The following is a 21,269-nucleotide window of genomic DNA, read 5'->3' on the forward strand; positions in this document are numbered from 1 at the left end:
AGGCTTCGTCCATCAGGTCGATGGCCTTGTCGGGCAGGAAGCGGTCGGTGATGTAGCGATTCGACAGCGTGACGGCCGCGACCAGCGCCGAGTCCTGAATCCGCACGCCGTGATGCTGCTCGTATTTGTCCTTCAGCCCGCGCAGGATCGAGATCGTGTCCTCGACGCTCGGCTCGGCGACAAAGATCGGCTGGAAGCGCCGCGCCAGCGCCGCGTCCTTCTCCACATGCTTGCGATATTCATCCAGCGTGGTGGCGCCGATGCAATGCAGTTCGCCGCGGGCGAGTGCCGGCTTCAGCAGGTTCGACGCATCCATGGCGCCGTCGCCTTTGCCGGCGCCGATCAGCTGATGCATCTCGTCGATGAACAGGATGATGCCGCCTTCGGCCGAGGTGACCTCGCCGAGCACCGCCTTCAGCCGCTCCTCGAACTCGCCGCGATATTTTGCGCCCGCAATCAGCGCGCCGAGATCGAGCGACAGCAGCTTCTTGTCCTTCAGGCTCTCCGGCACGTCGCCATTAAGGATGCGCAGCGCGAGGCCTTCGGCGATGGCAGTCTTGCCGACGCCGGGCTCGCCGATCAGGACGGGATTGTTCTTGGTTCGCCGCGACAGCACCTGAATCGTGCGGCGGATCTCTTCGTCGCGGCCGATCACCGGATCGAGCTTGCCGTCACGCGCCGCTTGGGTCAGGTCGCGGGCATATTTCTTCAGCGCGTCATAGGCGTTTTCAGCCGTGGCGGAATCCGCCGTGCGGCCCTTGCGCAACGCATTGATCGCAGAATTCAGGTTTTGCGGAGTGACGCCCCCTTTGTTGAGGAGCTGTCCGGCTTCGCTGTCCTTGTCCAGGGTCAGCGCCAGCAGCAGGCGCTCGACGGTGACAAAACTGTCGCCGGCCTTGTCCGCGGCCTGTTCGGCCGCGTCCAGCGCACGCGCCGTGGCTGGGGCGAGATAGACCTGCCCGGCCCCGGAGCCCGAGACCTTCGGCAGCTTGTTCAACTGGTCCTCGGTCGCCCTCAGGATCGCGCGGGAATTGCCACCGGCGCGGTCGATCAGACCGCCGGCGAGACCTTCGCTGTCGTCGAGCAGGACTTTCAGAATATGCAGCGGCGAGAATTGCTGATGGCCCTCGCGCACGGCCAGTGATTGCGCCGACTGAATGAAGCCGCGCACCCGTTCGGTGTATTTCTCAATATTCATCGTGTGTAGCCCTCGGCCTGCCCGCATCGCCTCGAAAGCACGACGCCGGCATCTTCATTGGGTTTTCCCGGTCCGCATTGATGGTCGTCAACCGGCCGCGGTCGTCACTGGCGCGAAAGCCAGCTTGACCGAAATGTGGGCACCGGGTTCCGAAAAAGGAAGGGGCCCGCATAAATTTCCAGCCGGCCCCGCGATGGCGCCCCGGGCCCAAATCTCCTATGGCTGAAACCATGACCGCACAGCCTTATGCCAGCCTCGCCAGCATCTATCGCTATCCCGTCAAGGGCCTGACGCCCGAGCCGCTGACCGACGTCGCCCTGGCGCCCGGCCAGCCCCTGCCGGCCGACCGCCGCTACGCCATCGAGAACGGCCCGATCGGCTTCGATCCGGCGGCGCCGCAATATTTCCCGAAGACGCAGTTTCTCATGCTGATGCGCAATGAGCGCCTGGCGGCGCTGCGCAGCCGGTATGACGACGCCAGCCACACGCTGACGATCCAGAGGGATGGCAATGAAGTCGCCCGGGCCGACCTGCAGTCAGCCGAAGGCCGCGCGTCCATCGAGGCCTATTTCGCCGCGAACTTTGCCGACGAGCTCCGCGGCCCGCCCAAGGTGCTGTTCGCCGAGGGCCACAGCTTTTCCGATGTCCCGCGCAAGGTGGTCTCGATTATCAATCTCGCCAGCGTCGCCGATCTGGAAAAGACGATCGGCCAGCCGGTGCACCCGCTGCGTTTCCGCGGCAACCTGCATGTGTCGGGATGGGCGGCCTGGCAGGAGTTCGAACTGCTTGAGCGCACGCTGAAGATCGGCGATGTCCGCCTGAAGGTGGTGAAGCGCATCGTCCGCTGCGCCGCGACCAATGTCGACCCGGATACGGCGGCGCGCGACCTGACGATCCCGAAGACGCTGCAGCAGACCTATGGCCACGCGGATTGCGGCGTCTATGCCGAAGTGATCACCGGCGGCAGGATAGCGGCCGGTGATAGGATTGAGGTGGAAGCGTAGGGCGGATGAGCGCAAAGTAATCCGCCGGCCGAGTGCGTGTTGCGAAGAACGGCGGATGACGGCTTCGCCTCATCCGCCGTACGGCTTCGCGGTCAGCTCGACGGCATCACATAAGCGTAGACGCGACCCTTGGAATACGTGGCCTCGGCGACGCGGTTGCCGTGATTGCCCGACACGATGATCGGATTGCCCTTGGCATCGATGCCCGAGACGACGCCCACATGGCCGCCGCGACGGCCGCGCGACATCACGGCGATGGCGCCGACCTGCGGACCCGACAGGCGCTGGCCGTAGCTCGAGAACGAGCGTGCCATGTCCGAGCCCGAGCCCTGATGGCCCGAACGCTTGAGCACGAGGTTCATGAATGCCGCGCACCAGAGGCGACCACGCGCCGTCGGATTGCCACGGCCGATGAAGCTGCGTGCGGTCTCGACAAGACCCGAGCCACCGAAGCCGCCACCGGGCTGGTTCATGCTGGCATTGGCATTGGCAAAATTTGCGGAGTCGCCGAACGACGGCGCCTGCTGCTGCGCGCGCGCGGCGTGCCGGCGCGACACATGGCGCACACGCTGCCGGACATGCTTGCGAGAGCTGTGAGTATATTTGCTGACGTGATGAGTCTTGTAGTGCGAGGCGCCGTGCTGAGGCCGGGCAGAAGCCGGCGAGATGGAAGCAAAGAGAAAGGTCGAGCACAGTGCCAAGGCAGCGAGGCGAAGTGCACGACGATACGCAACGAAACGAACCATTCTTAGTTGACCCTCATAGAAATCCCCCGATCCCCACGATCGGAAACACGCTCCAACTTGTTGAGGGCTGCTTGAAAACAGTCCGGATGTGACAAAAGCAAGACCCGGAACGGCACGAATTTGGCTCATTTTTGGGCGTGAAACCCGGTTTTGCCTTCAAGTTTAACAATTCTAATACGTATAGACATAGCAGCCTCCCGCTGAGCGGGAGGCTTTCGCATATTACCTTTTTGAATTAGCTTTTTCTGTTGCAGCTCTGAGCTGCAACGTCCGGATTTGCGCGTGCACGATCGCGCAATCATTCGTAGGGCGGATGAGCCGAAGGCGTAATCCGCCGTTCTTCGCCACATCCAATCGGCCGGCGGATTGCGCTTCGCTAATCCGCCCTACGGCCCGGCGCTACTTCCCCGCACGCTGCAGCAGAAAGACGCCCTGCTCGCCGAACATGTTCCAGAACCACCACGGCGCATTGAGGCGCAGCGGCCGGCCGTGGAGATCGAGCGCCACCGCGCGCTCCATCTTCACATTGATCTCGTCGCACAGATGCACGAAATCCTTGATGGTGCAGAAGTGAATGTTCGGCGTGTCATACCATGTCGCCGGCAGGTTCTCGGTGCGCGGCATGCGCCCACCGACAAGCAGTTGCATCCGCATTCGCCAGAAGCCGAAATTCGGAAACGACACGATGGCGCTGCGGCCGATGCGCAGCAGGTTTTCCAGCACCACGCGCGGCTGCCGCGTCGCCTGCAGCGTCTGCGACAGGATCACATAATCGAAGGCGTCATCGGGATAGTTGATGAGGTCGGTGTCGGCGTCGCCCTGCACCACCGCGAGGCCCTTGCCGACGCAGCGGTTCACGCCCTCGCGTGATAGTTCGATGCCGCGGCCATCGATGCCACGGCTTTCCAGTAGTTGCAGCAGATCACCATCGCCGCAGCCGACGTCCAGCACCTTGGCGCCAGCCGGTATCATCTCGGCGACGAGGAGATGGTCGCCGCGATAGCTGTCGAGCGACGGCGACGCCGGGCGCGCGAGACTGAAATGCAGCCCTTGCTGCTGCGCTGTCATTTGCCGGCCTCCGACACGGGAAGGCCATGCACCGACGCCGCCGAATTCAGGAACGCATCAGCGATGTCGAGGAACTCCGGCACGTCGAGCAAAAAGGCATCGTGGCCCTTGTCGGTCTCGATCTCCGCAAAGGACACGCGCACGCCGCCGGCATTCAGCGCATGCACGACGTCGCGCGATTCTGCGGTCGGGAACAGCCAGTCCGAGGTGAAAGACATGAGGCAGAAACGTGTCTGCGTATCGCGAAAAGCTTCGGCGAGATGGCCGTTATGGTCCGCCGCGATGTCGAAATAGTCCATCGCGCGGGTGAGGTAGAGGTAGGAATTTGCGTCGAAGCGCTCGACGAAGGACGAGCCCTGATAGCGCAGATAGCTCTCGACCTGGAAATCCGCGTCGAACGAGAAGGTCGGCAGTTCGCGATCCTGCATGCGGCGACCGAACTTGCGATGGAGCGCGGCATCCGACAGGTAAGTGATATGCGCAGCCATGCGCGCGACGCCGAGGCCGCGATGCGGATGCGTGCCTTCCTCGAAGTAGCGGCCGCCGCGCCAGTCGGGATCAGCCATCACGGCCTGACGGCCGAGCTCATGGAAGGCGATGTTCTGCGCCGAGTGCTTTGTCGCACAGGCGACCGCGAGCGCGGAGAACACGCGCTCGGGATAGGCCGCCGTCCATTGCAGCGTCTGCATGCCGCCCATGGAACCGCCGACCACAGAGAACAGCTGGATGATGCCGAGCCGGTCGATCAGCATGGTCTGGGCGCGCACCATGTCGGGGATGGTGATGACCGGGAAATCGAGTCCCCAGACCTTGCCCGTGGCCGGGTTGATCGAGGCCGGGCCGGTGGAGCCCATGCAGCCGCCGAGCACGTTGGAGCAGATGATGAAGTAGCGGTCGGTATCCAGCGCCTTGCCCGGCCCGACCATGGTGCCCCACCAGCCCGGCTTGCCGGTGACGGGGTTCTTGTTGAAGACGTGCTGGTCGCCGGTGAGTGCGTGGCAGATCAGGATGGCATTGGTTCTGTCGGCGTTCAGCGTGCCATAGGTCTGGTAGGCGATCTGGAACGGCGCGAGATCGACCCCGCAATCGAGCCGCAGCGGCTGGTCGGCGCCGAATTTCGCGACCTCGGAGGTCGGGTTATTGGCTTCGTGAAGGCGGTCTTCGGCATCCACCGACACGCTTTTCAAGGGCTGGACACTGACCATCGCGATATCCGGCTCCCTCGCGGGAGTCCTCCCATCGAGACCGGGCATGAAAAACCCGGCCTGAACATACGGTTCGGCCGGGAGCAATCGTCCCCGGCCTGTTTAGCGAGTTGTTTAACGTGGCTGCAAGCCGGCCGGCTCAAATGACCACGGAGTAGGCAGGGATCGTAGTCCCACCTCGGCCGACCGTCAATATAGGGGGAGCATGGACGCTTTGCCCAAGAGCCGGCCCTTAGAATAGCTGTCATGTTTTCTTTGCTTTCGGTCCCTGTCTTACCTAATCAGGGGCCGTGCCCGGACACCGCCTGCGCGGTGGGCCACATCAGCCAAGGTCCGTTTTCATGTCGAAACTGCCCCCCGCCCCGCCGTCGCTGAATGAGCTCCGCCAGGAGATCGACAGCATCGACGAACAGGTGCACCGCCTCCTGATGTCGCGCGGCGACATCATCGACCGGCTGATCTCGGTGAAGCAGACCCAGGAAGTCGGCTCGGCGTTCCGCCCGGCGCGCGAGGCCGACATGATGCGCCGGCTGGTGCAGCGCCATCGCGGCATCCTGCCCATCGACACCGTCGAGGGTATCTGGCGCGTCATCATCTCGACCTTCACCTATGTGCAGGCGCCATTCTCGCTGCACGCGGACCTGTCGCTGGGCGAGAGCGCCATGCGCGATTCCGCCCGTTTCCATTTCGGCTTCACGGTGCCGTATATCTCGCATTTCAGCGCCGTGGCGGCGGTGGAAGCCGTGGCAAAATCCAAGGGTGACCTCGCGCTGGTCTCCGCCACCTCCGGCCAGACCCCGTGGTGGCATGAGCTGGAGGCGGAGGGCGTGCCCAAGATCATCGCCCGCCTGCCCTTCATCGAGCGCGCCGACCATCCGGCCGCGCTGCCGGTGTTCGTGGTGTCGCGCGTCGCCGACAGCGCCATGGTCACCGAGGTGGAATGCTGGAGCGTCCGCGTCTCCGGCTGGAACGCCGAGATCGCCCGCGCGCTCGCGCCGCTGGCCGACGTGGTCGTGGTGCCGGATACCGCCTTCGACGGTGCCTCGCTGCTGGTCTCCATCAGCGCGCCGCAGACCTTCGACGGCATCAAGGCTGCCCTGATCGCAGCGGGGGCCTCGGTGCGGTCCTCCGCCCTCGTCGGCAGCCACGCAACCCGCTATACGGTGCCCGCAGACGGCGCGCCGAACGCCTGACCTTTTTCCAGACTATCCGGAGCTACCCATGTCCCGCCCCGTGCCGAAAGCCGGCATCCTCGATATCGCGCCCTACACCCCGGGCAAGACTCCCGTGCCGGAAGCCGGCCGCAAGGTGTTCAAGCTGTCGGCCAACGAGACGCCGTTTGGCCCGTCGCCGCACGCCAAGGAGGCCTTTGCCCGCGTCGGCACGCATCTCGAGGACTATCCGGAAGGCACGTCAAAGGTTCTGCGCGACGCCGTCGGCAAGCGTTACGGCCTCAACCCCGACAACATCATCTGCGGCGCCGGTTCGGACGAAATCCTGAACCTGATCGCCCATGTCTATCTCGGCCCCGGCGACGAGGCGATCCACACGCAATATGGCTTCCTGGTCTATCCCATCGCCACCATGGGCAATGGCGCCACCAATGTCGTGGCCAAGGAAATCGACTTCACCTGCAATGTGGACGAGATCCTGAAGGTCGTGACGCCGAAGACGAAAGTCGTCTGGCTGGCGAACCCGAACAATCCCACCGGCAGCTATCTGCCCGTCGCGGAAGTGAAGCGTCTGCGGGCCTCGCTGCCGGAGCATGTGCTGCTGGTGCTCGACGCCGCCTATGCCGACTATGTCGGCAAGCCCGACTATGAGAGCGGGATCGAACTCGCCAAGACCACCGAGAACACCGTCGCCTGCTTCACCTTCTCCAAGGTGCATGGCCTTGCCGCACTACGGATTGGCTGGATGTTCGGCCCCGCGCATATCGTCGACGCGATGAATCGCGTGCGCGGCCCATTCAACGTCTCCGCGCCGGCGATGCTGGCTGCCGTGGCCGCGATCGAGGACACCGGTCACGTCGAGATGTCGCGCGCCTTCACCGAGAAGTGGCGCGATCTCCTCACCACCGAGATCGAGAAGCTCGGGCTGAAGGTGACGCCGAGCGTCGCAAACTTCATCCTGATCCACTTCCCGACCACCGCTGGCCTCACCGCGGCCGAAGCCGACGCGTTCCTGACCAAGCGTGGCCTGGTGCTGCGCGCGGTCGCGAGCTACGGCCTGCATCAGGAGCTGCGCATGACCATCGGCACCGAGGAAGCCAACGAACTCGTTCTCGCCGCCTTGCGCGAATTCATGCAGCGCAATGACTGACGCACCGCTCTTCCCTCGCGTCACGCTGATCGGCCTCGGCCTGATCGGCTCGTCGCTGGCACGCGGCATCCAGCAGCTCGGCCTCGCCGGCGAACTCGTCGCCACCGATGCCTCGCCGGAAGTCCGTGCCCGCGCCAAGGAGATCAAGCTCGCGGATCGCATCGCCGACGACAACGCATCGGCGGTGACGGATTCCGACCTGATCATCTCCTGCGTCCCCGTCGGCCGTGCCGGCGATGTCGCGCAGAGCATCGCGCCGCATCTGAAGCCGGGCACCATCATCTCCGATGTCGGCTCGGTGAAAGCCTCGGTGTTTGCTGCGATGTCCGAGCATCTGCCGGACAATGTGCATTTCATCCCTGCGCACCCGGTCGCCGGCACCGAGAATTCGGGCCCGGATTCCGGCTTCGCCGAACTCTTCATGAATCGCTGGTGCATCCTCACGCCGCCCGACGGCGCGGATGCAGCGGCCGTCGAGAAACTCTCCGCGCTCTGGTCCGCGCTCGGTGCCAATGTCGAGATCATGGGCGCTGCGCATCATGACCTCGTGCTCGCGGTCACGAGCCATCTGCCACATCTCATCGCCTATACGATCGTCGGCACGGCCGACGAGCTGGAAGATGTGACTCGTTCGGAGGTGCTGAAGTTCTCCGCCGGCGGTTTTCGCGATTTCACCCGTATCGCCGCGTCCGATCCCACCATGTGGCGCGACGTGTTCCTGACCAACAAGGACGCGGTGCTGGAAATGCTCGGTGCCTTCCAGGAAGATCTGTCGAAGCTGACGCGGGCCATTCGTCGTGGCGATGGCGAGACGCTGTTCGAGCATTTTACCCGGACGCGCGCGATCCGACGCGGGATCGTCAGCATCGGGCAGGATGAAGCGGCAGCGGACTTCGGCCGCAAGCATGCGGCGTTGAAGAAGAAGTAATTGCACGCCGAGGCCGTAGGATGGGTTGAGCACAGCGATACCCATCACCACCGGCGCCGGAGCATACGGTGATGGGTATCGCTCCGGCGCTTCGCGCCTGCGCTCGACCCATCCTACAAGGCCTTAAAACAACGGCGGAATCTGCGCGACCTTCAGCGGCCCGAAGAACACCGCACCATCGACAAACTTCAGCGGAAACGCCCGCGCCGGCTTGCCTTCCAGGGTGGCCGGCGTGCCGATCGAATTCACCCCCGCAGCCAGTCCCGCTCCCGCATTCCTGCGCGCGAGATTCCCGAGCCCCGGGATCGCGCGATCAAGTGCGCCCAGAATGTTGTTCACGTCCTGCGACTTCACCCCCGGCGCCAGGCGATCCAGCGCCTCCTGCGGCACGCCCATCTCCAGCAGCTTGTCGATGCCGAGCGCATTGATCGCCTTGTCGAGCCCCGTCACCGTCATCTGCAACTCGCCATCGAGATTGCCGGCTGCCGTGATGCCCAGCGAGCCCGTCGCCAGCGAGATGATATCGCCCTGCTGCACGCGTGACTGCGTGATTTCCAACCGGCCACCCGCCGCCTGGATCTCGCGAAAGCGCTCCGGCCAGGGCTTCGGTGACAGACCGGTGAGGCCCGACACCTGCGCACGAATATCCGTGTCGAACGGCGCCGCCAGCAGCGGATGGACGTCCGCAATGGTGCCGCTGGTGATGCGCAGCGCCGTCTCGATCACCGGCTTCTCGGGCGTCGAGGTGGGCGCCGTGCGACCATTCAAGATGACACGCTTGGCCCGCACGGCCGGCGCCTGCGCGGTGCCCGAAAAGCGATCCAGCGTCAGATCGTCGAAGACGAGATCACCGCTGTCGGGCGTGCCGGGCAGCCCCGTGATGCTGCTGCGTGCATTGCTCCAGCCCATCGCCATCCAGGGCTGGCCCGCTTGCGAGATCACCGCCGGCGCCTTGAACTCCGCGATCAGCAGCCGCGGCGTGTAGATCTGCGCCACAACGAGAATCTCGCCAAGCTTCGCCGTCACCGGAATCTGTGTGGCGCTCTGCGTCGCCGTCTGCGCCTGCAGCGCAACGCTGACGCCGTCGCAACGGACTTCGAGGCGGAACGGAAAGCCGGCGACCGAGCGATTGGCGCAGTCATATTTGCGGCCGGCAGCGGCCTCCCGCGCCTGCCACAGTTCGACATTCTCATCGACCTTGGAGGCGGCGAAGAACCAGAAGCCGGTCCATGCGAGGCAGATGACGACGACCACCACAGGCATGAAGAACAGGAGCCCGAGGCGGCGACGGCGAGGCTGAAGAAGTTCTGACATGGCAAACCTAAAGCATGATCCCGAGAAGCGGGTACCGGTGTTCGGACAAGATCATGCTCCCTCAAGAGAAAGGGACTCAAAACTGATCCATCGAAGATGGGTCAGGTTCTAGACCCCGGGAATTTGTCAAATCGGCGGTAGAGTGGCGATTTGAGCGAAGCGGATGGCAGGTAGGCTGCAAACCCCTTCGCACGATGCGCCGGTTTCTGCTAGTGCGACCCCATGACCCCGCTCAATTCGCCCGCCCCTGTTTCCGATCATGATCTCTGGGTGTTCGGCTATGGTTCGCTGATGTGGCGGCCGGGATTCGACTTTGTCGAACAGACGCCGGCGCGCTTGATCGGCGAGCATCGCGCGCTCTGCGTCTATTCCTTCGATCATCGCGGCACGCCGGAGAAGCCGGGCCTCGTGCTTGGCCTCGACCGCGGCGGCGCCTGCCGCGGCATCGCCTTTCGCGTCGCCGCCGACAGGAAGGAAGCCACCATCGCCTATCTGCGCGAGCGCGAGCAGACCACCGGCGTCTATCGCGAGGTGATGCGCTCGGTCTGGCTCGATGACGACGCCCGCTCGCGGGTCAGTGCACTCACCTATGTGGCCGATCGCAGCCACGTGCAGTATGCGGGGCGCTTGTCGCTGGCCGAACAGGTACGCGTGGTGAAGCAGGGCCATGGTCGCTCGGGCCACAATCTCGATTATGTTCTCTCGACGGTGAAATCGATCGAGGCGCAGGGATTTCGGGATGCGCAGCTGCACAAGCTGGCGATGATGCTGCATGAGTGAGCTCTTCTCCCTCCCCCAAGCCGCGTAGCGGCGCCGTGGGGAGGGTGGATCGAAGCGAGCGTTCAGCGAGCTTCGAGACGGGTGGGGTGCTTCCCCAAACTCTGACATCGCGTGGGGAGAGACCCCACCCGGCGCTACGCGCCACCCTCCCCATTCGCTTCGCTCCGGGGAGGGATATCCGCGAGCAGCGCGCCCTACTTCTCCTTCACCGCCACATCCGGCACCCGGCCGAATATCCCGGCCTGCTCCGCGCGTCCTTCCGCGACCAGCCGGTCCGTCGCCTCCTCGATCCGCTCCGCGAGCAGCGGCAGGAAATCCTTGCGGTCCATGCCGGCCGGCAGTGGCTCCAAAAACTCCACCACGATCGTGCCGGGATAACGCAGGAACGTCCGCCGCGGCCAGAACAGGCCGGAATTCAGCGCCACCGGCAGACACGGCTCGTTGCTCATCGCATAAATCTGCGCGACGCCGCTCTTGTAGTCCGGCGGTGCTCCGACCGGACGGCGCGTGCCTTCGGGGAAGATGATGAGTTGGCGGCCGCCCTGGATCGCCACCGCAGCGCGCTTGCTCATATCCATCAGCGCGCGCACGCCACCCTTGCGGTCGACCTCGATCATCTTCGACTTGATCAGATACCAGCCGAAGAACGGAATGCGGCCGAGCTCCTTCTTGTAGATGAACAGCGGCCAGTCGAAGAACTGCAGCAGTGCGAAGGTTTCCCACATCGACTGATGCTTGGATGCGACGATCAGCGGGCCATCGGGAATCCGGTCGCGGCCGCGGACCTCGAACTTCGTGTTGCACACCACGCGCATCAGCCAGATGCTGCTGGTCCCCCACATCTTGGCGACGGTCATGAAGACGTGAGGCGGGAACGGCAAGGTCGGGATTGCAACCAGGATCCAGAACACCAGCAGAGCGTAGAACAGCACCTGATAGATCAGCGAACGCAGGAATATCATGTCTTACACTTCGCTCGATCAGGTGGCTCAGGACACAGGTCACTTAAGATGTGGGCTTGCGCGGTGCGGGCTCGGGCAGTTCGTTGGTGTCGGGCATCAGGTCGATGCCGATATTGGCCAGCCGCGCCCGCGCTTCGGCGGCGATGTATTTCACATATTCCGATAACAGCAAACGCAGCGTGGTGCCACTGGTCCACCACGCCTCGTCGCGCCAGCGTTCGCCGATCACCGAGAACGGGATCAGCTCCACGTCGGGCAGTTCATGGGACAGTTCCACCAGCGCGCGCGGCATATGGTAATTCGACGTCACCACGATCAGCGAATGAAAGCCCTGCTTGCGGACCCAGCGCCGCGTCTCCACCGCATTGCTGCGCGTATCGGTGGCGGAGCGATCGAGATCGACGCAACAGGCGAGCAGGCGCTGGTTATTGTCCGGCAGCGAACGCTGGATATTGCTGATGCCATTGGTGGGATGCACGCCGGAAATCAGCAGGCGCTTGCCGAAGCCATTGCCGAGCAGGTCCAGCGCATCCGCCACGCGGGACGAACCGCCGGTGAGCACCACGATGCCATCGGCCTTGGTGGACGGCGTGACGTCGCCACTGCGCAACTGCGACAGGAAGGCGACGAATCCGACTGCACCAGCCATGAAGCCGATGGCGACCGCAGCCACCAGCGCAGCACGGATCAGCCGCCGCCGTGGCAGCGGCCGCTCGGGCGCTTCATCGAACTGGTTCTGGTCGTCCAATAGCGTCATCGTTCTGGTGCGGAGCTTGTCCGCTGCAAATTTAAGCACATTTCGACGCCTTGGCGATGGTGTGCCCGCGCCATCCGAGCGACCTTGGGCGTCAGTCGATGTCATTGAGCGTCGCAAACAGCGTACGGCGCGAGGCGGCGGCGGTGATGGCCGCAATCACCAGCGCCTGCGCGGCCAGGATCAGATAGCCCGACGGCCGCAGCGAGAAGGTGCCGAGCAACGCCGCGAATTGATCGCCCACGGCCGTGCCCGAGAACCAGCCCGCGATCGATTCCGAGAAACCGAACATCAGCATCGCCACGCCGCCGCCGATCACGCCGCCCTGCAGGCCAAGCCGCAGGAAGTGGCGGAAGAAACGATTGGCAATGTAGCGATCGCCGGCGCCGACAAAATGCAGCACCTCGACGATCGGCTTGTTGGCCGCCATGGCGCCGCGGGTGGCGAAGGATACGGATATAATGGTGGCGATGATCACCAGCGCAAGGATACCGAGGCCGGCCAGCACCACCGCCGAGGTCATGGAGCGCATGCGCTCCACCCAGGCGCGGTGATCATCCACGCTCGCGCTCGGCGCGAATTGCGCGACACGCGCGCGCAGGCCGACAATGTCGAGCGTGGTGCCCGGCGTGACGCGCGCGACAATGACCCGCGGCACCGGCAGTTCGTCGAGCGACAGGCCGGTGCCCAGCCACGGTTCCAGCAACTGCGCCGATTGTTCCTTGGTGTAAGGCTGCACTTCGACAATGCCCGGCTGGCCGCGTACGGCATCCGAAACCGCCTGCGCATCGCGTTCGAGATTGCGGCCGGCGACCGGCTTCACCTGGATCGTGATTTCGCTCGCGACTTCCGACTGCCATTCCGAGGCCGACGCGCTGATCAGCAGCACGGCGCCGGATGTGATCGAAGCCAGGAAGGTCATGATCGCCACCACGGCGACCAGCGCGCGGCCGGCGATCTGGCCGCTCGGCACGATGGGCGACGCATTGCGCGCCTTCGCCGGGACCTGCGGGCGCTCCTGCCCGAGATCCATCAGCGGTCCATGCTCGTCGCCGATCCTGCTCACACGTCTTGCCTATTCATACATATGCAGCCGGCCCTGATGCAGCACCATGCGACGCGCGTCGTACTGGTCCATCAGGGTGATGTCATGGGTCGCGATGATCACGGCCGTACCGGATTTGTTGAGCTCGATAAACAAGCGCAGCAAGCGGCGGCCGAGGGTCGGATCGACGTTACCGGTCGGTTCGTCCGCGAGCAGCAGTTGCGGCCGCGCGATCACCGCGCGCGCGATGGCGGCGCGCTGCTTCTCACCGCCCGAGAGGATCGGCGGCAGCGCATCCATGCGCTCGCCGAGGCCGACCCATTTCAGGAGATCGATGACTTCGCGGCGATAGCTGGACTCCTCGCGGCCCATCACGCGAAACGGCAGCGCGACATTCTCGTAAGTCGTCATGTGATCGAGCAGGCGGAAATCCTGCAGCACGATGCCGATGCGCTTGCGCAGGTCGGCGATCTCATCCTTCGCCAGCAGCGAGATGTCCTGCCCGAACAGATTGACGAGCCCGCGGGTCGGCCGCAGCGACAGGAACAGCAGGCGCAGCAATGACGTCTTGCCGGCGCCGGAGGGGCCGGTCAGGAATTGAAAGGAATGCGCGGGGATCTGGAAATTCAGATCGCGCAGGATTTCCGGACCAAGCCCGTATCGCAGGCCTACATTTTCGAACCGGACCACGTGCAGCTCCGTTCGACGGGTTCACTTCAGGCGCAAGATAACGGTCATTTGCTTGTGCGGCCGTTATGGTTTCCGATTCGTTAACGGTCGTCTTGTAGTTTGCCGCCATGTCATCGGCACTCGGCACCATGCATATCGTCTGTCCCCATTGCACGACGTCCTACGCCGTCAATCCGGCCGGCTTCGGCGATGCCGGCCGCACCGTCCGTTGCGCGCGCTGCAAGGAAACCTGGCTGGCCAAGCCGGAAATCCTGCCACCGCCGAGGCCGGTGATGGCCGCGAGCCAGCCCGAGCCGGATGAAGACCTCAGCGCCTGGGGCGTCTCGGAGGACGAGGCGCGGGAACCCGACGTTCCTGTGGTCGAGAGCCCCTCGATCTCGGCCGACCTGCCGGCGGAGCCCAGGTTCCAGACGCGCACCGAGGATACCGACTGGACAATCGCGGCCCGCAATGACGCCGGACCGGTGTCCGACGACAGGTCGGTGCGCTCCGGTCGGCTCCGCAAGTTTGCCCCAAGGATGCCGCAACGCGGCCTCAACAGATCGCACATTCTACCTATCGTCACCGCCGCCATGGCGGCCTTTGCGATGGCGCTGCTGATCTGGCGCATCGACATCGTCCGGCTGATGCCGCAAACTGCTGCATTCTATGAGGTTTTCGGCCTCGACGTGAATATCCGCGGGCTCGCATTCAAGGATGTGAAAGTCACCACCGAGACCGTCGACGGCAAGCCGCAGATGCTCATCGAAGGCTATGTCGTGTCCGAAACCCGCGTGCCGACGGCCATGCCGCGTCTACGGTTTGTGGTCCGCGACGAGAAGGGCACCGAAATCTATGCCTGGAGCGCCGTGCTGGAGCAGCCCGGCCTCAATCCCGGTGATAAGACATGGTTCAAATCCCGCCTGGCCTCGCCGCCAGCGGAAGGCCGCAGCATCGACGTGCGCTTTTTCAACAAGCGCGACGTCGCCGGCGCGTGAGTTTTTGAGGATTTAAGATGTCGCGTATCCTGATCGCGGATGACGAAGAACCCCTGCGCCTGCTGGTCGGCCGCGCCATCGGCATGGACGGGCACGAGATCGTCACCGCCGAGGATGGCGCCGAAGCCCTTGAAATCCTTACGGAACAGGAAGGTCGCTTCGACCTCCTGCTGACCGATATCAAGATGCCCATCATGGACGGCATCGCTTTAGCCCTCGCCGCCGCACGCGATTTTCCAGAGCTCACCATCCTGCTGATGACCGGCTATGCCGACCAGCGCGAACGCGCGACCGGCCTCAATGCCATCGTCCATGACGTGGTGACGAAGCCGTTTTCCGTCGCCGATATCCGCACCGCCGTCGCGGATGCGCTGGCGTCCCGCACCAGGGCCTGATCTTCTTGGCCTTGATATCGCTCAGGAATTCCGCATGACCGACGCCGATCTCGCAGCCGCTGGCTGGACCGTCATGCATGACGACGGCTTTATTCAGCTCATCGGCCCGATGTGGCATCGGGAACTCGACGGCATCCACGAATTCGCGATCCTGGGCCAGGAAAAGCACCGCAACCGCCGCGGCGTGGTGCAAGGGGGCGCGGTCATGACCCTCGCCGATCGCAGCTGCGGCATCGGCGCCCGCCTGGCCGCTGGTGTCGAGGCCCTCGCCACTGTGCAAATGGATACATATTTCGTCGACGCCGCGCGGATCGGCGACCTCATCGTGTCGCGCCCGCGCGCAGTCCGCACCACCAAGAGCCTGATTTTCATGACCACCGAAGTGAGCGTCGGCGACAATCAGGTCGTTGCCACCGCCCATGGCGTGTTCAAAATCGTGCGTGATCGTACCGACAGGGGCCGCCAGCCCAGCTGACGCAGCAAGAATACCGCTCCCGGTTGCGGAACGAAAAGACGCGTCAGCTCTTAGGAGACATATCGCGCCAGTTGTGGCGCCCTGCGGACTACGCGATCAATTTTGAGCATCACCTTTCCCGTCATGGCCTTTTCCACTCACACCACTCCAAACGCCCGCTTTGCGCCCGGAAATGAGACGGAAGAGCCGATGTCTGCCGATACGCCGCGTTTTGATAAAGCTGTGGTCCTTGTGGTCGAGGATGATCCCCTGCTGCGCATGAACGCCGTCGACATGATCGAGGAAGCAGGATTCCGGGCCATCGAAGCGCCCAATGCCGACGCAGCGATCCGGACCCTTGAGACTCGCAACGACATCCGCCTGATTTTTACCGATATCGACATGCCCGGCTCGATGGATGGACTGGCACTCGCCCATGCCGTCGCCAATCGCTGGCCACCGGTGCGCATCTTTGCGACGTCGGGGCATTTCAAGGTCAGCGAAACCGATCTGCCCAATGGCGGTCGGTTCATTCCCAAGCCCTATCGGCAACATCAGCTGATCGACATGCTGGCCGGACTATCAACATCCGCCCGCCTCTGAGGCGTGCTGCAGCGCGCTGAAGCTTGACGCTTCCTCACCGCCCGGCCACGCTGGTTGCGGCATACCAGCTTCTGGTGGGGGCATGCGATGTGGGCATCGCTACAGCGTCTTCTCGACAGTTCCATGTTCGCGCCGCACGGCATCTGCCTGCTTTGGGAGCCTGGCCTGATCTGGCTCCATGTCGGCGCCGATGCGCTGATCGCCGCGGCCTATTTCTCAATTCCCGTCGCGCTCACGATCTTTGTCTCGAAACGACGCGATGTCGAATTCGGCTGGGTGTTCTGGGCTTTCGCGCTCTTCATCATGGCATGCGGCCTCACCCATGTGATGTCGATCTATACATTGTGGGTCCCCGCCTACGGACTCGAAGGCATCGTCAAGGCGATGACGGCCATCGCATCTGTGATCACCGCAGCCATGCTGTGGCCGCTGCTGCCAAGACTGCTCGCCATTCCCTCCCCGTCGCAATTGCGCGAGACCGAACTGGCCCTGATCGAGGAAAGCCGTTATCGCCGCGAGGCCGAAGATCTGCTGCGACACACGCAGAAAATGGAAGCGATCGGACACCTGACCGGCGGCGTCGCGCATGACTTCAACAATCTGCTCACCATCATCAGCGGCAATCTCGAAATTGCCGAACAGAGCCTCGCCAACTGGACCGAAACATCCCGTGATCGGCTCAAACGGGTGATCGGCAGCGCCGCTGGCGGCGCGCAGCGTGCCGTCGTGCTCACCCAGCGTCTGCTGGCCTTCGCGCGCCGGCAACCGCTCGACCCCAAGATTGTGAATGTGAACGGGCTGCTGCAAGGCATGTCGGATTTCTTCCAGCGCACCCTGAGCGAAAACATCCATCTCGAGATCGTCGGCGGCGCCGGCCTGTGGCAGGTCGAGGTCGATCCAAGCCAGATGGAAGCCGCGGTCCTCAATCTCGTCGTCAATGCGCGTGACGCGATGCAGGGGCACGGCAAACTCACCATCGAAACCAGCAACGCCTTCATCGACGAAGCCTATGCGCAGCAGTCGAATATCTCTGTCGGCCAATATGTGCTGATCGCCGTCACCGACGACGGGCCAGGCATGCCGAAAGACGTGCAGGAACGCGCCTTCGATCCTTTCTTCACCACGAAGGAACCGGGACAGGGCACGGGGCTCGGCCTCAGCCAGGTCTATGGCTTCGTCCGGCAATCCGGCGGACATGTGAAGATCTACAGCGAGGTGGATGAAGGCACGACGATCAAGATCTACCTGCCCCGCAACACGCGCCAGCCTGACTACATGGCCGATGATCAGCAGCAGATCGTCGGCAGCAAAGGCGACGAGATCATCATGGTGGTCGAGGACGATCCCGATGTGCGTTCCTATATCGTCGAGACGCTGGAGGGTTTGAACTATCAGGTCCGCACCGCCCCCAATGCCGACGCCGCGCTTCACGATCTCGCCGATGACCCCGAGCCTTTCGACCTTTTGCTCACCGACATCGTGATGCCCGGCATGAACGGACGGCTTCTCGCCGACGAAATGACGAAGCGCCTGCCTGGCCTGAAGGTGCTCTATATGACGGGCTATTCGCGCAACGCCATCGTGCATCAAGGCCGCCTCGATCCCGGCGTGTCGCTGCTGCAGAAGCCCGTGACTCAGGCCGCACTGGGCGGAAAGATCCGCGAGATGCTGGACAAACGCTAGGCCCCGCGATTCGAGACGACGCCCAGCGCAGGCCGCGCGGAGCGCGTGACCTGATACTGAGCCAGCCAGCGTTCGAAGTCCGGAACGGACAGCGCCGGTGCGTGGACGAAGCCCTGGGTGACATCGCAACCGAGTTCGGTGAGCAGCTGCCGCTGCCCCTCGGTCTCCACGCCCTCGGCCACCACGGTCATATCGAGACTTTGGCCGACACGAACAATGGCCCGGGTAATCGCAAGCGCGCTGGCCTGGCTTTCGATGTCACGCATGAAACTGCGATCGATCTTGAGCTCGCGCACCGGCAGATCCGCAAGCCGGCTCAGACTTGAATAGCCGGTCCCGAAGTCATCCATGGAGAGCCGCACCCCCGACTGCCGGATCTTCTCCATGGTACCGATGGCCATGGCGTGATCGCTCATGACGACACCCTCGGTGATTTCGAGCATCAGCATGTCCGGCGTCAGTTCGTTCTCGGCGAGTATCTCACCGACCCGGTCCGCGAGATCGCCGTTCTGGAAATTGATCGGCGACATATTGACCGACACGCAGGGCACATCCAGACCTGCGCGGCGCCACGCCGCGAACTGGCGGCACGCCTCGCGCAATGACCACATGCCGACCATTTCGATCAGGCCATATTCCTCCGCAAGCGGAATGAATTTCGATGGCGGGACCTCACCGAGCACCGGATCGTACCAGCGGGCCAGCGCCTCGACGCCATAGATGCGGCCATCGACGCGCAACTGCGGCTGATAGTGCAAGCGCAACACGCCCTGGATGATGGCATTGCGCAAGGCGATGCTGAAAGCCAGCCGCTCTTCGGACACGCGGTTCATCTCGGCGCTGAAGAAGCGATAGGTCGAACGCCCGGCGAGCTTGGCCTGATACATGGCGGCATCGGCATGCTTGAGCAGGCCATCGATGTCGCTGGCGTTGTCGGGATAGATGCTGACGCCGATACTCGCGGAAATCGGCACCGTCCTCGCATTGAGCTTGACCGGCGGCAGCAGCGATTCCAGCAGGCGGGCGGCGATGGCCGCGGCATCCTCGACATCGCAATTCGGCAGCACGACGACAAATTCGTCTCCGCCCTGACGGCTGAGCGTATCACCGGGACGAATATGCTGGCACAGGCGCTGGGTGACGCTGACCAGGAGATCGTCCCCGATCGAGTGGCCGAGCGAATCGTTGATATCCTTGAAATGATCGAGGTCGAGAAACATCACCGCGATCTTCTCACCCGCGCCCGCGGCTTCGATCTGCTTCGTCATCAACTGGCGCAGTTGGGCACGATTGGGCAGCCCGGTCAGCGGATCGAAATAAGCCAGACGTGCGATCTCGCTGCGCGCCTCGTGGCGCTCGATGGCGAGGGCGCAGAGATGGACGCAGCTATCGACGATCGTCTGGTGCCAGCGTGTCGGTGTTCGCGACTCGCGAAAGTAGAAGCCCATTGCACCAATGACGCGTCCGTCCTTCGCCTTGATCGGCGTCGACCAGCACGCGCGCAAACCGGCTTTCAGCGGTAATGCGTTATACGGCAACCATTTGGGATCAGTTGCGATGTCGATGGATAGGACCGGCTCGCCGCTGAATGCGGCGGCGCCACAGCAACCGACATCGGGACCAAGCAGCAGCCCGTCGATCGATTTCGAGAATTCCGGCGGCAGGCGATCACCACCGAGCGGGTGCAGCAGGCCGTCGGTATCGACGTGCAAGACTGAGCATATGACATCCGGCGCGATGGCTTCGACGCGGCGGCAGAGATCCCCGATGACATCCAGAACCGGCATGTCATTGGCGAGATTTTCCAGTGTGAGATGCTGCAGCGAATGGATCAGTTTGCTCTCGGTGATATCGACGAGGACAGAAACGAAGTTCTTGACGTCGCCATTCTCGTCGCGATCTGCATTGACGGTGGCCGAAATCCATATTTCCTCGCCGTCCTTGTCGTATGTAAGCAGCTCTTCCTGGCCATGCCCCTCGGCATCAATGCCTGCGTGGAAACGGGCGAGCGTCTCGCTATCGGTGTACTCGCCGGTCAGCAGATGCTCGGGATGCTGACCCATGGCTTCCGCCAACGAGTAGCCGAACAGATCGGTGAAGGCGTTGTTCACGTATTTGATGCGCAGATCGCGATCCGTCACCATGACGACGCGGTCGGTCTTTTCGGCGACAAGCGCCATCAGCGCATTCTTCTCCCGAGATTTCACCTCGTCAGTAACGTCGCGCACGAAGTTGATGTAGAGCGTCTTGCCGCCGTAATCGACGCGCGAGATCGAGAACGCCCCCCAGGCCTCGCTGCCGTCGCTCCGGCTGATGCGGAACTCACGTCGCCCTTTGACGAGTACGTTGGCCGGTAGCGCCGCCTTCAGCGCGATGACGTCAGCGAGATTAGCGCGGACATCGCTCGGCACCAGCATATTGACCGGACGACCGACGACCTCCATCCGTCCATAGCCCCACAGGCGTTCGGCAGCCGCATTGAAATAGCGAATCTCGCTATCAAGCCCGGTCAAAACGACCGCATCGACCGCATGCTCGAATGCAGAGAATAAAGACCGAGCAGCATCGCTGGTTTGACCAAGCAAGGGCTGCTCGACTGGGCTAACTGGCATGATGCGACCTTCACTCCTTGACACGACGCGGATCACCGCTAACCGAACGGTGCTTTCGACCATCCAAAACCGTATTCAAGCACCAATCTGGAAAGTGTTTGAATCGCATCAGCCAATCACCCGACAACACCGGAAGTGGTTAACGGTGCATGAAGCTCGACGAAGGGATCGCGAACTTGCTAAGCGGCTGTAGAACCCATGCTTTGTGAGTATTCGTCTCTCTGAGTGCGCGCTTTGCGACATTCGGAAGCAACCGCCGTCCACCGCTCTGCGTGACGCGCAGAGAGCCATGCCTCGAGATCGGATGGCGACAGGCCAGGTGCATGAGTGCGTGACATTGTTGCGTGCGTCGATCATCACCACGGCGTCGATGGCCTGTTCGAGGCCGGCCAGCAGGGATCGCGTCGTATAGCAGTGATGGGGCTCGGCCGAATTCATAAGCGCAACTCACAAACAATCGCATGGTCAAGAACTGAGCGAGTCAAATGGCTCAGATGCCGGTTGCCCGCATGGGTGCGATGATATGTGA

20 protein-coding genes and 1 riboswitch are annotated in these 21,269 nt (G+C 63.3%); of the genes, 10 read left to right on the plus strand and 10 right to left on the minus strand.

Annotation, left to right across the window (positions count from 1 at the left end; all coding sequences use genetic code 11):
- A partial coding sequence (locus tag ACIQ17_RS13100) for a Clp protease N-terminal domain-containing protein (RefSeq protein ID WP_398469209.1) occupies window positions 1-1,198 on the minus strand: 1,198 nt, incomplete at its 3' end.
- A 230-nt stretch (window positions 1,199-1,428) separates the two neighbouring features.
- On the opposite strand from ACIQ17_RS13100, the gene ACIQ17_RS13105 reads away from it, so the two are divergent.
- Complete coding sequence (locus ACIQ17_RS13105; protein ID WP_398469211.1) at window positions 1,429-2,202, plus strand: MOSC domain-containing protein; 774 nt, start codon at window positions 1,429-1,431, stop codon at window positions 2,200-2,202.
- A gap of 92 nt (window positions 2,203-2,294) precedes the next feature.
- On the opposite strand, the gene ACIQ17_RS13110 is transcribed toward ACIQ17_RS13105, so the two are convergent.
- The 3 genes from ACIQ17_RS13110 to ACIQ17_RS13120 all read right to left on the minus strand — a co-directional run bounded on the left by ACIQ17_RS13110 (window position 2,295) and on the right by ACIQ17_RS13120 (window position 5,221).
- Window positions 2,295-2,948 carry a TIGR02594 family protein gene (locus ACIQ17_RS13110; RefSeq protein WP_398469213.1) on the minus strand — a complete coding sequence of 218 codons (654 nt, stop codon included), beginning with the start codon at window positions 2,946-2,948 and terminating at the stop codon, window positions 2,295-2,297.
- A gap of 399 nt (window positions 2,949-3,347) precedes the next feature.
- Window positions 3,348-4,016 carry a methionine biosynthesis protein MetW gene (metW, locus tag ACIQ17_RS13115; protein WP_398469215.1) on the minus strand — a complete coding sequence of 223 codons (669 nt, stop codon included), beginning with the start codon at window positions 4,014-4,016 and terminating at the stop codon, window positions 3,348-3,350.
- The gene (locus ACIQ17_RS13120) at window positions 4,013-5,221 is read right to left on the minus strand and encodes a homoserine O-acetyltransferase (protein WP_398469217.1); all 1,209 of its coding nucleotides are present in this window, start codon (window positions 5,219-5,221) and stop codon (window positions 4,013-4,015) included. The genes metW and ACIQ17_RS13120 overlap by 4 nt, the downstream gene beginning before the upstream one ends.
- An 81-nt stretch (window positions 5,222-5,302) precedes the next feature.
- A riboswitch (SAM riboswitch) is annotated at window positions 5,303-5,382 on the minus strand.
- A gap of 180 nt (window positions 5,383-5,562) precedes the next feature.
- Between ACIQ17_RS13120 and ACIQ17_RS13125 the strand changes: the two genes are divergently transcribed.
- From ACIQ17_RS13125 to ACIQ17_RS13135, 3 genes are read left to right on the plus strand one after another with little or no spacing between them, the layout of a single operon-like run.
- Window positions 5,563-6,414: a chorismate mutase gene (locus ACIQ17_RS13125; protein WP_398469219.1), complete on the plus strand. Its 852-nt coding sequence runs from the start codon at window positions 5,563-5,565 to the stop codon at window positions 6,412-6,414.
- Between the two features lie 28 nt (window positions 6,415-6,442).
- A complete protein-coding gene (gene hisC / locus ACIQ17_RS13130) occupies window positions 6,443-7,543 on the plus strand; it encodes a histidinol-phosphate transaminase (protein ID WP_398469221.1) in 1,101 nt (366 codons plus the stop codon).
- Complete coding sequence (locus ACIQ17_RS13135) at window positions 7,536-8,471, plus strand: prephenate/arogenate dehydrogenase family protein (RefSeq protein ID WP_398469223.1); 936 nt, start codon at window positions 7,536-7,538, stop codon at window positions 8,469-8,471. The genes hisC and ACIQ17_RS13135 overlap by 8 nt, the downstream gene beginning before the upstream one ends.
- Before the next feature lie 123 nt (window positions 8,472-8,594).
- On the opposite strand, the gene ACIQ17_RS13140 is transcribed toward ACIQ17_RS13135, so the two are convergent.
- Window positions 8,595-9,785: a DUF2125 domain-containing protein gene (locus ACIQ17_RS13140; protein WP_398469225.1), complete on the minus strand. Its 1,191-nt coding sequence runs from the start codon at window positions 9,783-9,785 to the stop codon at window positions 8,595-8,597.
- A gap of 222 nt (window positions 9,786-10,007) precedes the next feature.
- Here ACIQ17_RS13140 and ACIQ17_RS13145 point away from each other — a divergent pair, with 222 nt between their 5' ends.
- The gene (locus ACIQ17_RS13145) at window positions 10,008-10,565 is read left to right on the plus strand and encodes a gamma-glutamylcyclotransferase (protein ID WP_398469227.1); all 558 of its coding nucleotides are present in this window, start codon (window positions 10,008-10,010) and stop codon (window positions 10,563-10,565) included.
- 194 nt (window positions 10,566-10,759) lie between these two features.
- Here ACIQ17_RS13145 and ACIQ17_RS13150 read toward each other — a convergent pair whose 3' ends face one another.
- The 4 genes from ACIQ17_RS13150 to ftsE all read right to left on the minus strand — a co-directional run bounded on the left by ACIQ17_RS13150 (window position 10,760) and on the right by ftsE (window position 14,016).
- Window positions 10,760-11,527, minus strand: coding sequence for a lysophospholipid acyltransferase family protein (locus ACIQ17_RS13150; protein ID WP_398469229.1), 768 nt, complete (start codon window positions 11,525-11,527; stop codon window positions 10,760-10,762).
- A 43-nt stretch (window positions 11,528-11,570) separates the two neighbouring features.
- On the minus strand, window positions 11,571-12,284 hold the full coding sequence (locus ACIQ17_RS13155) for a YdcF family protein (RefSeq protein ID WP_398469256.1): 714 nt from the start codon (window positions 12,282-12,284) through the stop codon (window positions 11,571-11,573).
- Between the two features lie 91 nt (window positions 12,285-12,375).
- The gene (locus ACIQ17_RS13160) at window positions 12,376-13,347 is read right to left on the minus strand and encodes a cell division protein FtsX (protein WP_398469231.1); all 972 of its coding nucleotides are present in this window, start codon (window positions 13,345-13,347) and stop codon (window positions 12,376-12,378) included.
- Between the two features lie 9 nt (window positions 13,348-13,356).
- Window positions 13,357-14,016 (minus strand): cell division ATP-binding protein FtsE, encoded by a 660-nt coding sequence (gene ftsE / locus ACIQ17_RS13165; RefSeq protein WP_211911647.1) that lies wholly within the window; start codon window positions 14,014-14,016, stop codon window positions 13,357-13,359.
- Window positions 14,017-14,144: 128 nt separating this feature from the next.
- On the opposite strand from ftsE, the gene ACIQ17_RS13170 reads away from it, so the two are divergent.
- The 5 genes from ACIQ17_RS13170 to ACIQ17_RS13190 all read left to right on the plus strand — a co-directional run bounded on the left by ACIQ17_RS13170 (window position 14,145) and on the right by ACIQ17_RS13190 (window position 18,128).
- On the plus strand, window positions 14,145-14,993 hold the full coding sequence (locus tag ACIQ17_RS13170; protein ID WP_398469258.1) for an MJ0042-type zinc finger domain-containing protein: 849 nt from the start codon (window positions 14,145-14,147) through the stop codon (window positions 14,991-14,993).
- Window positions 14,994-15,010: 17 nt separating this feature from the next.
- Window positions 15,011-15,388 (plus strand): response regulator, encoded by a 378-nt coding sequence (locus ACIQ17_RS13175; RefSeq protein WP_398469234.1) that lies wholly within the window; start codon window positions 15,011-15,013, stop codon window positions 15,386-15,388.
- 34 nt (window positions 15,389-15,422) lie between these two features.
- On the plus strand, window positions 15,423-15,863 hold the full coding sequence (locus ACIQ17_RS13180) for a PaaI family thioesterase (RefSeq protein WP_398469236.1): 441 nt from the start codon (window positions 15,423-15,425) through the stop codon (window positions 15,861-15,863).
- A 189-nt stretch (window positions 15,864-16,052) separates the two neighbouring features.
- On the plus strand, window positions 16,053-16,445 hold the full coding sequence (locus ACIQ17_RS13185) for a response regulator (protein WP_398469238.1): 393 nt from the start codon (window positions 16,053-16,055) through the stop codon (window positions 16,443-16,445).
- 123 nt (window positions 16,446-16,568) lie between these two features.
- A complete protein-coding gene (locus ACIQ17_RS13190; RefSeq protein ID WP_398469240.1) occupies window positions 16,569-18,128 on the plus strand; it encodes an ATP-binding protein in 1,560 nt (519 codons plus the stop codon).
- Here the strand turns inward: ACIQ17_RS13190 and ACIQ17_RS13195 are convergent.
- The gene (locus ACIQ17_RS13195) at window positions 18,125-20,740 is read right to left on the minus strand and encodes an EAL domain-containing protein (protein WP_398469242.1); all 2,616 of its coding nucleotides are present in this window, start codon (window positions 20,738-20,740) and stop codon (window positions 18,125-18,127) included. The two genes, ACIQ17_RS13190 and ACIQ17_RS13195, sit on opposite strands and share 4 nt — an antisense overlap.
- Window positions 20,741-21,269 lie beyond the last annotated feature (529 nt).

This window comes from Tardiphaga sp., from assembly GCF_044340795.1.
Taxonomy (GTDB): domain Bacteria; phylum Pseudomonadota; class Alphaproteobacteria; order Rhizobiales; family Xanthobacteraceae; genus Tardiphaga.

Excerpts from the sequence above, each read along its gene's own strand:
- ACIQ17_RS13195 (WP_398469242.1), bottom strand. The coding sequence starts at position 20,740 with ATGCCAGTTAGCCCAGTCGAGCAGCCCTTGCTTGGTCAAACCAGCGAT.
- ACIQ17_RS13180 (WP_398469236.1), top strand. The coding sequence starts at position 15,423 with ATGACCGACGCCGATCTCGCAGCCGCTGGCTGGACCGTCATGCATGAC.
- ACIQ17_RS13175 (WP_398469234.1), top strand. The coding sequence starts at position 15,011 with ATGTCGCGTATCCTGATCGCGGATGACGAAGAACCCCTGCGCCTGCTG.
- ACIQ17_RS13190 (WP_398469240.1), top strand. The coding sequence starts at position 16,569 with ATGTTCGCGCCGCACGGCATCTGCCTGCTTTGGGAGCCTGGCCTGATC.
- ACIQ17_RS13105 (WP_398469211.1), top strand. The coding sequence starts at position 1,429 with ATGACCGCACAGCCTTATGCCAGCCTCGCCAGCATCTATCGCTATCCC.
- ACIQ17_RS13185 (WP_398469238.1), top strand. The coding sequence starts at position 16,053 with ATGTCTGCCGATACGCCGCGTTTTGATAAAGCTGTGGTCCTTGTGGTC.
- metW (WP_398469215.1), bottom strand. The coding sequence starts at position 4,016 with ATGACAGCGCAGCAGCAAGGGCTGCATTTCAGTCTCGCGCGCCCGGCG.
- ACIQ17_RS13155 (WP_398469256.1), bottom strand. The coding sequence starts at position 12,284 with ATGACGCTATTGGACGACCAGAACCAGTTCGATGAAGCGCCCGAGCGG.
- ACIQ17_RS13135 (WP_398469223.1), top strand. The coding sequence starts at position 7,536 with ATGACTGACGCACCGCTCTTCCCTCGCGTCACGCTGATCGGCCTCGGC.
- ACIQ17_RS13150 (WP_398469229.1), bottom strand. The coding sequence starts at position 11,527 with ATGATATTCCTGCGTTCGCTGATCTATCAGGTGCTGTTCTACGCTCTG.
- ACIQ17_RS13125 (WP_398469219.1), top strand. The coding sequence starts at position 5,563 with ATGTCGAAACTGCCCCCCGCCCCGCCGTCGCTGAATGAGCTCCGCCAG.
- ACIQ17_RS13110 (WP_398469213.1), bottom strand. The coding sequence starts at position 2,948 with ATGGTTCGTTTCGTTGCGTATCGTCGTGCACTTCGCCTCGCTGCCTTG.
- hisC (WP_398469221.1), top strand. The coding sequence starts at position 6,443 with ATGTCCCGCCCCGTGCCGAAAGCCGGCATCCTCGATATCGCGCCCTAC.
- ACIQ17_RS13120 (WP_398469217.1), bottom strand. The coding sequence starts at position 5,221 with ATGGTCAGTGTCCAGCCCTTGAAAAGCGTGTCGGTGGATGCCGAAGAC.
- ACIQ17_RS13140 (WP_398469225.1), bottom strand. The coding sequence starts at position 9,785 with ATGTCAGAACTTCTTCAGCCTCGCCGTCGCCGCCTCGGGCTCCTGTTC.
- ACIQ17_RS13170 (WP_398469258.1), top strand. The coding sequence starts at position 14,145 with ATGCATATCGTCTGTCCCCATTGCACGACGTCCTACGCCGTCAATCCG.
- ACIQ17_RS13145 (WP_398469227.1), top strand. The coding sequence starts at position 10,008 with ATGACCCCGCTCAATTCGCCCGCCCCTGTTTCCGATCATGATCTCTGG.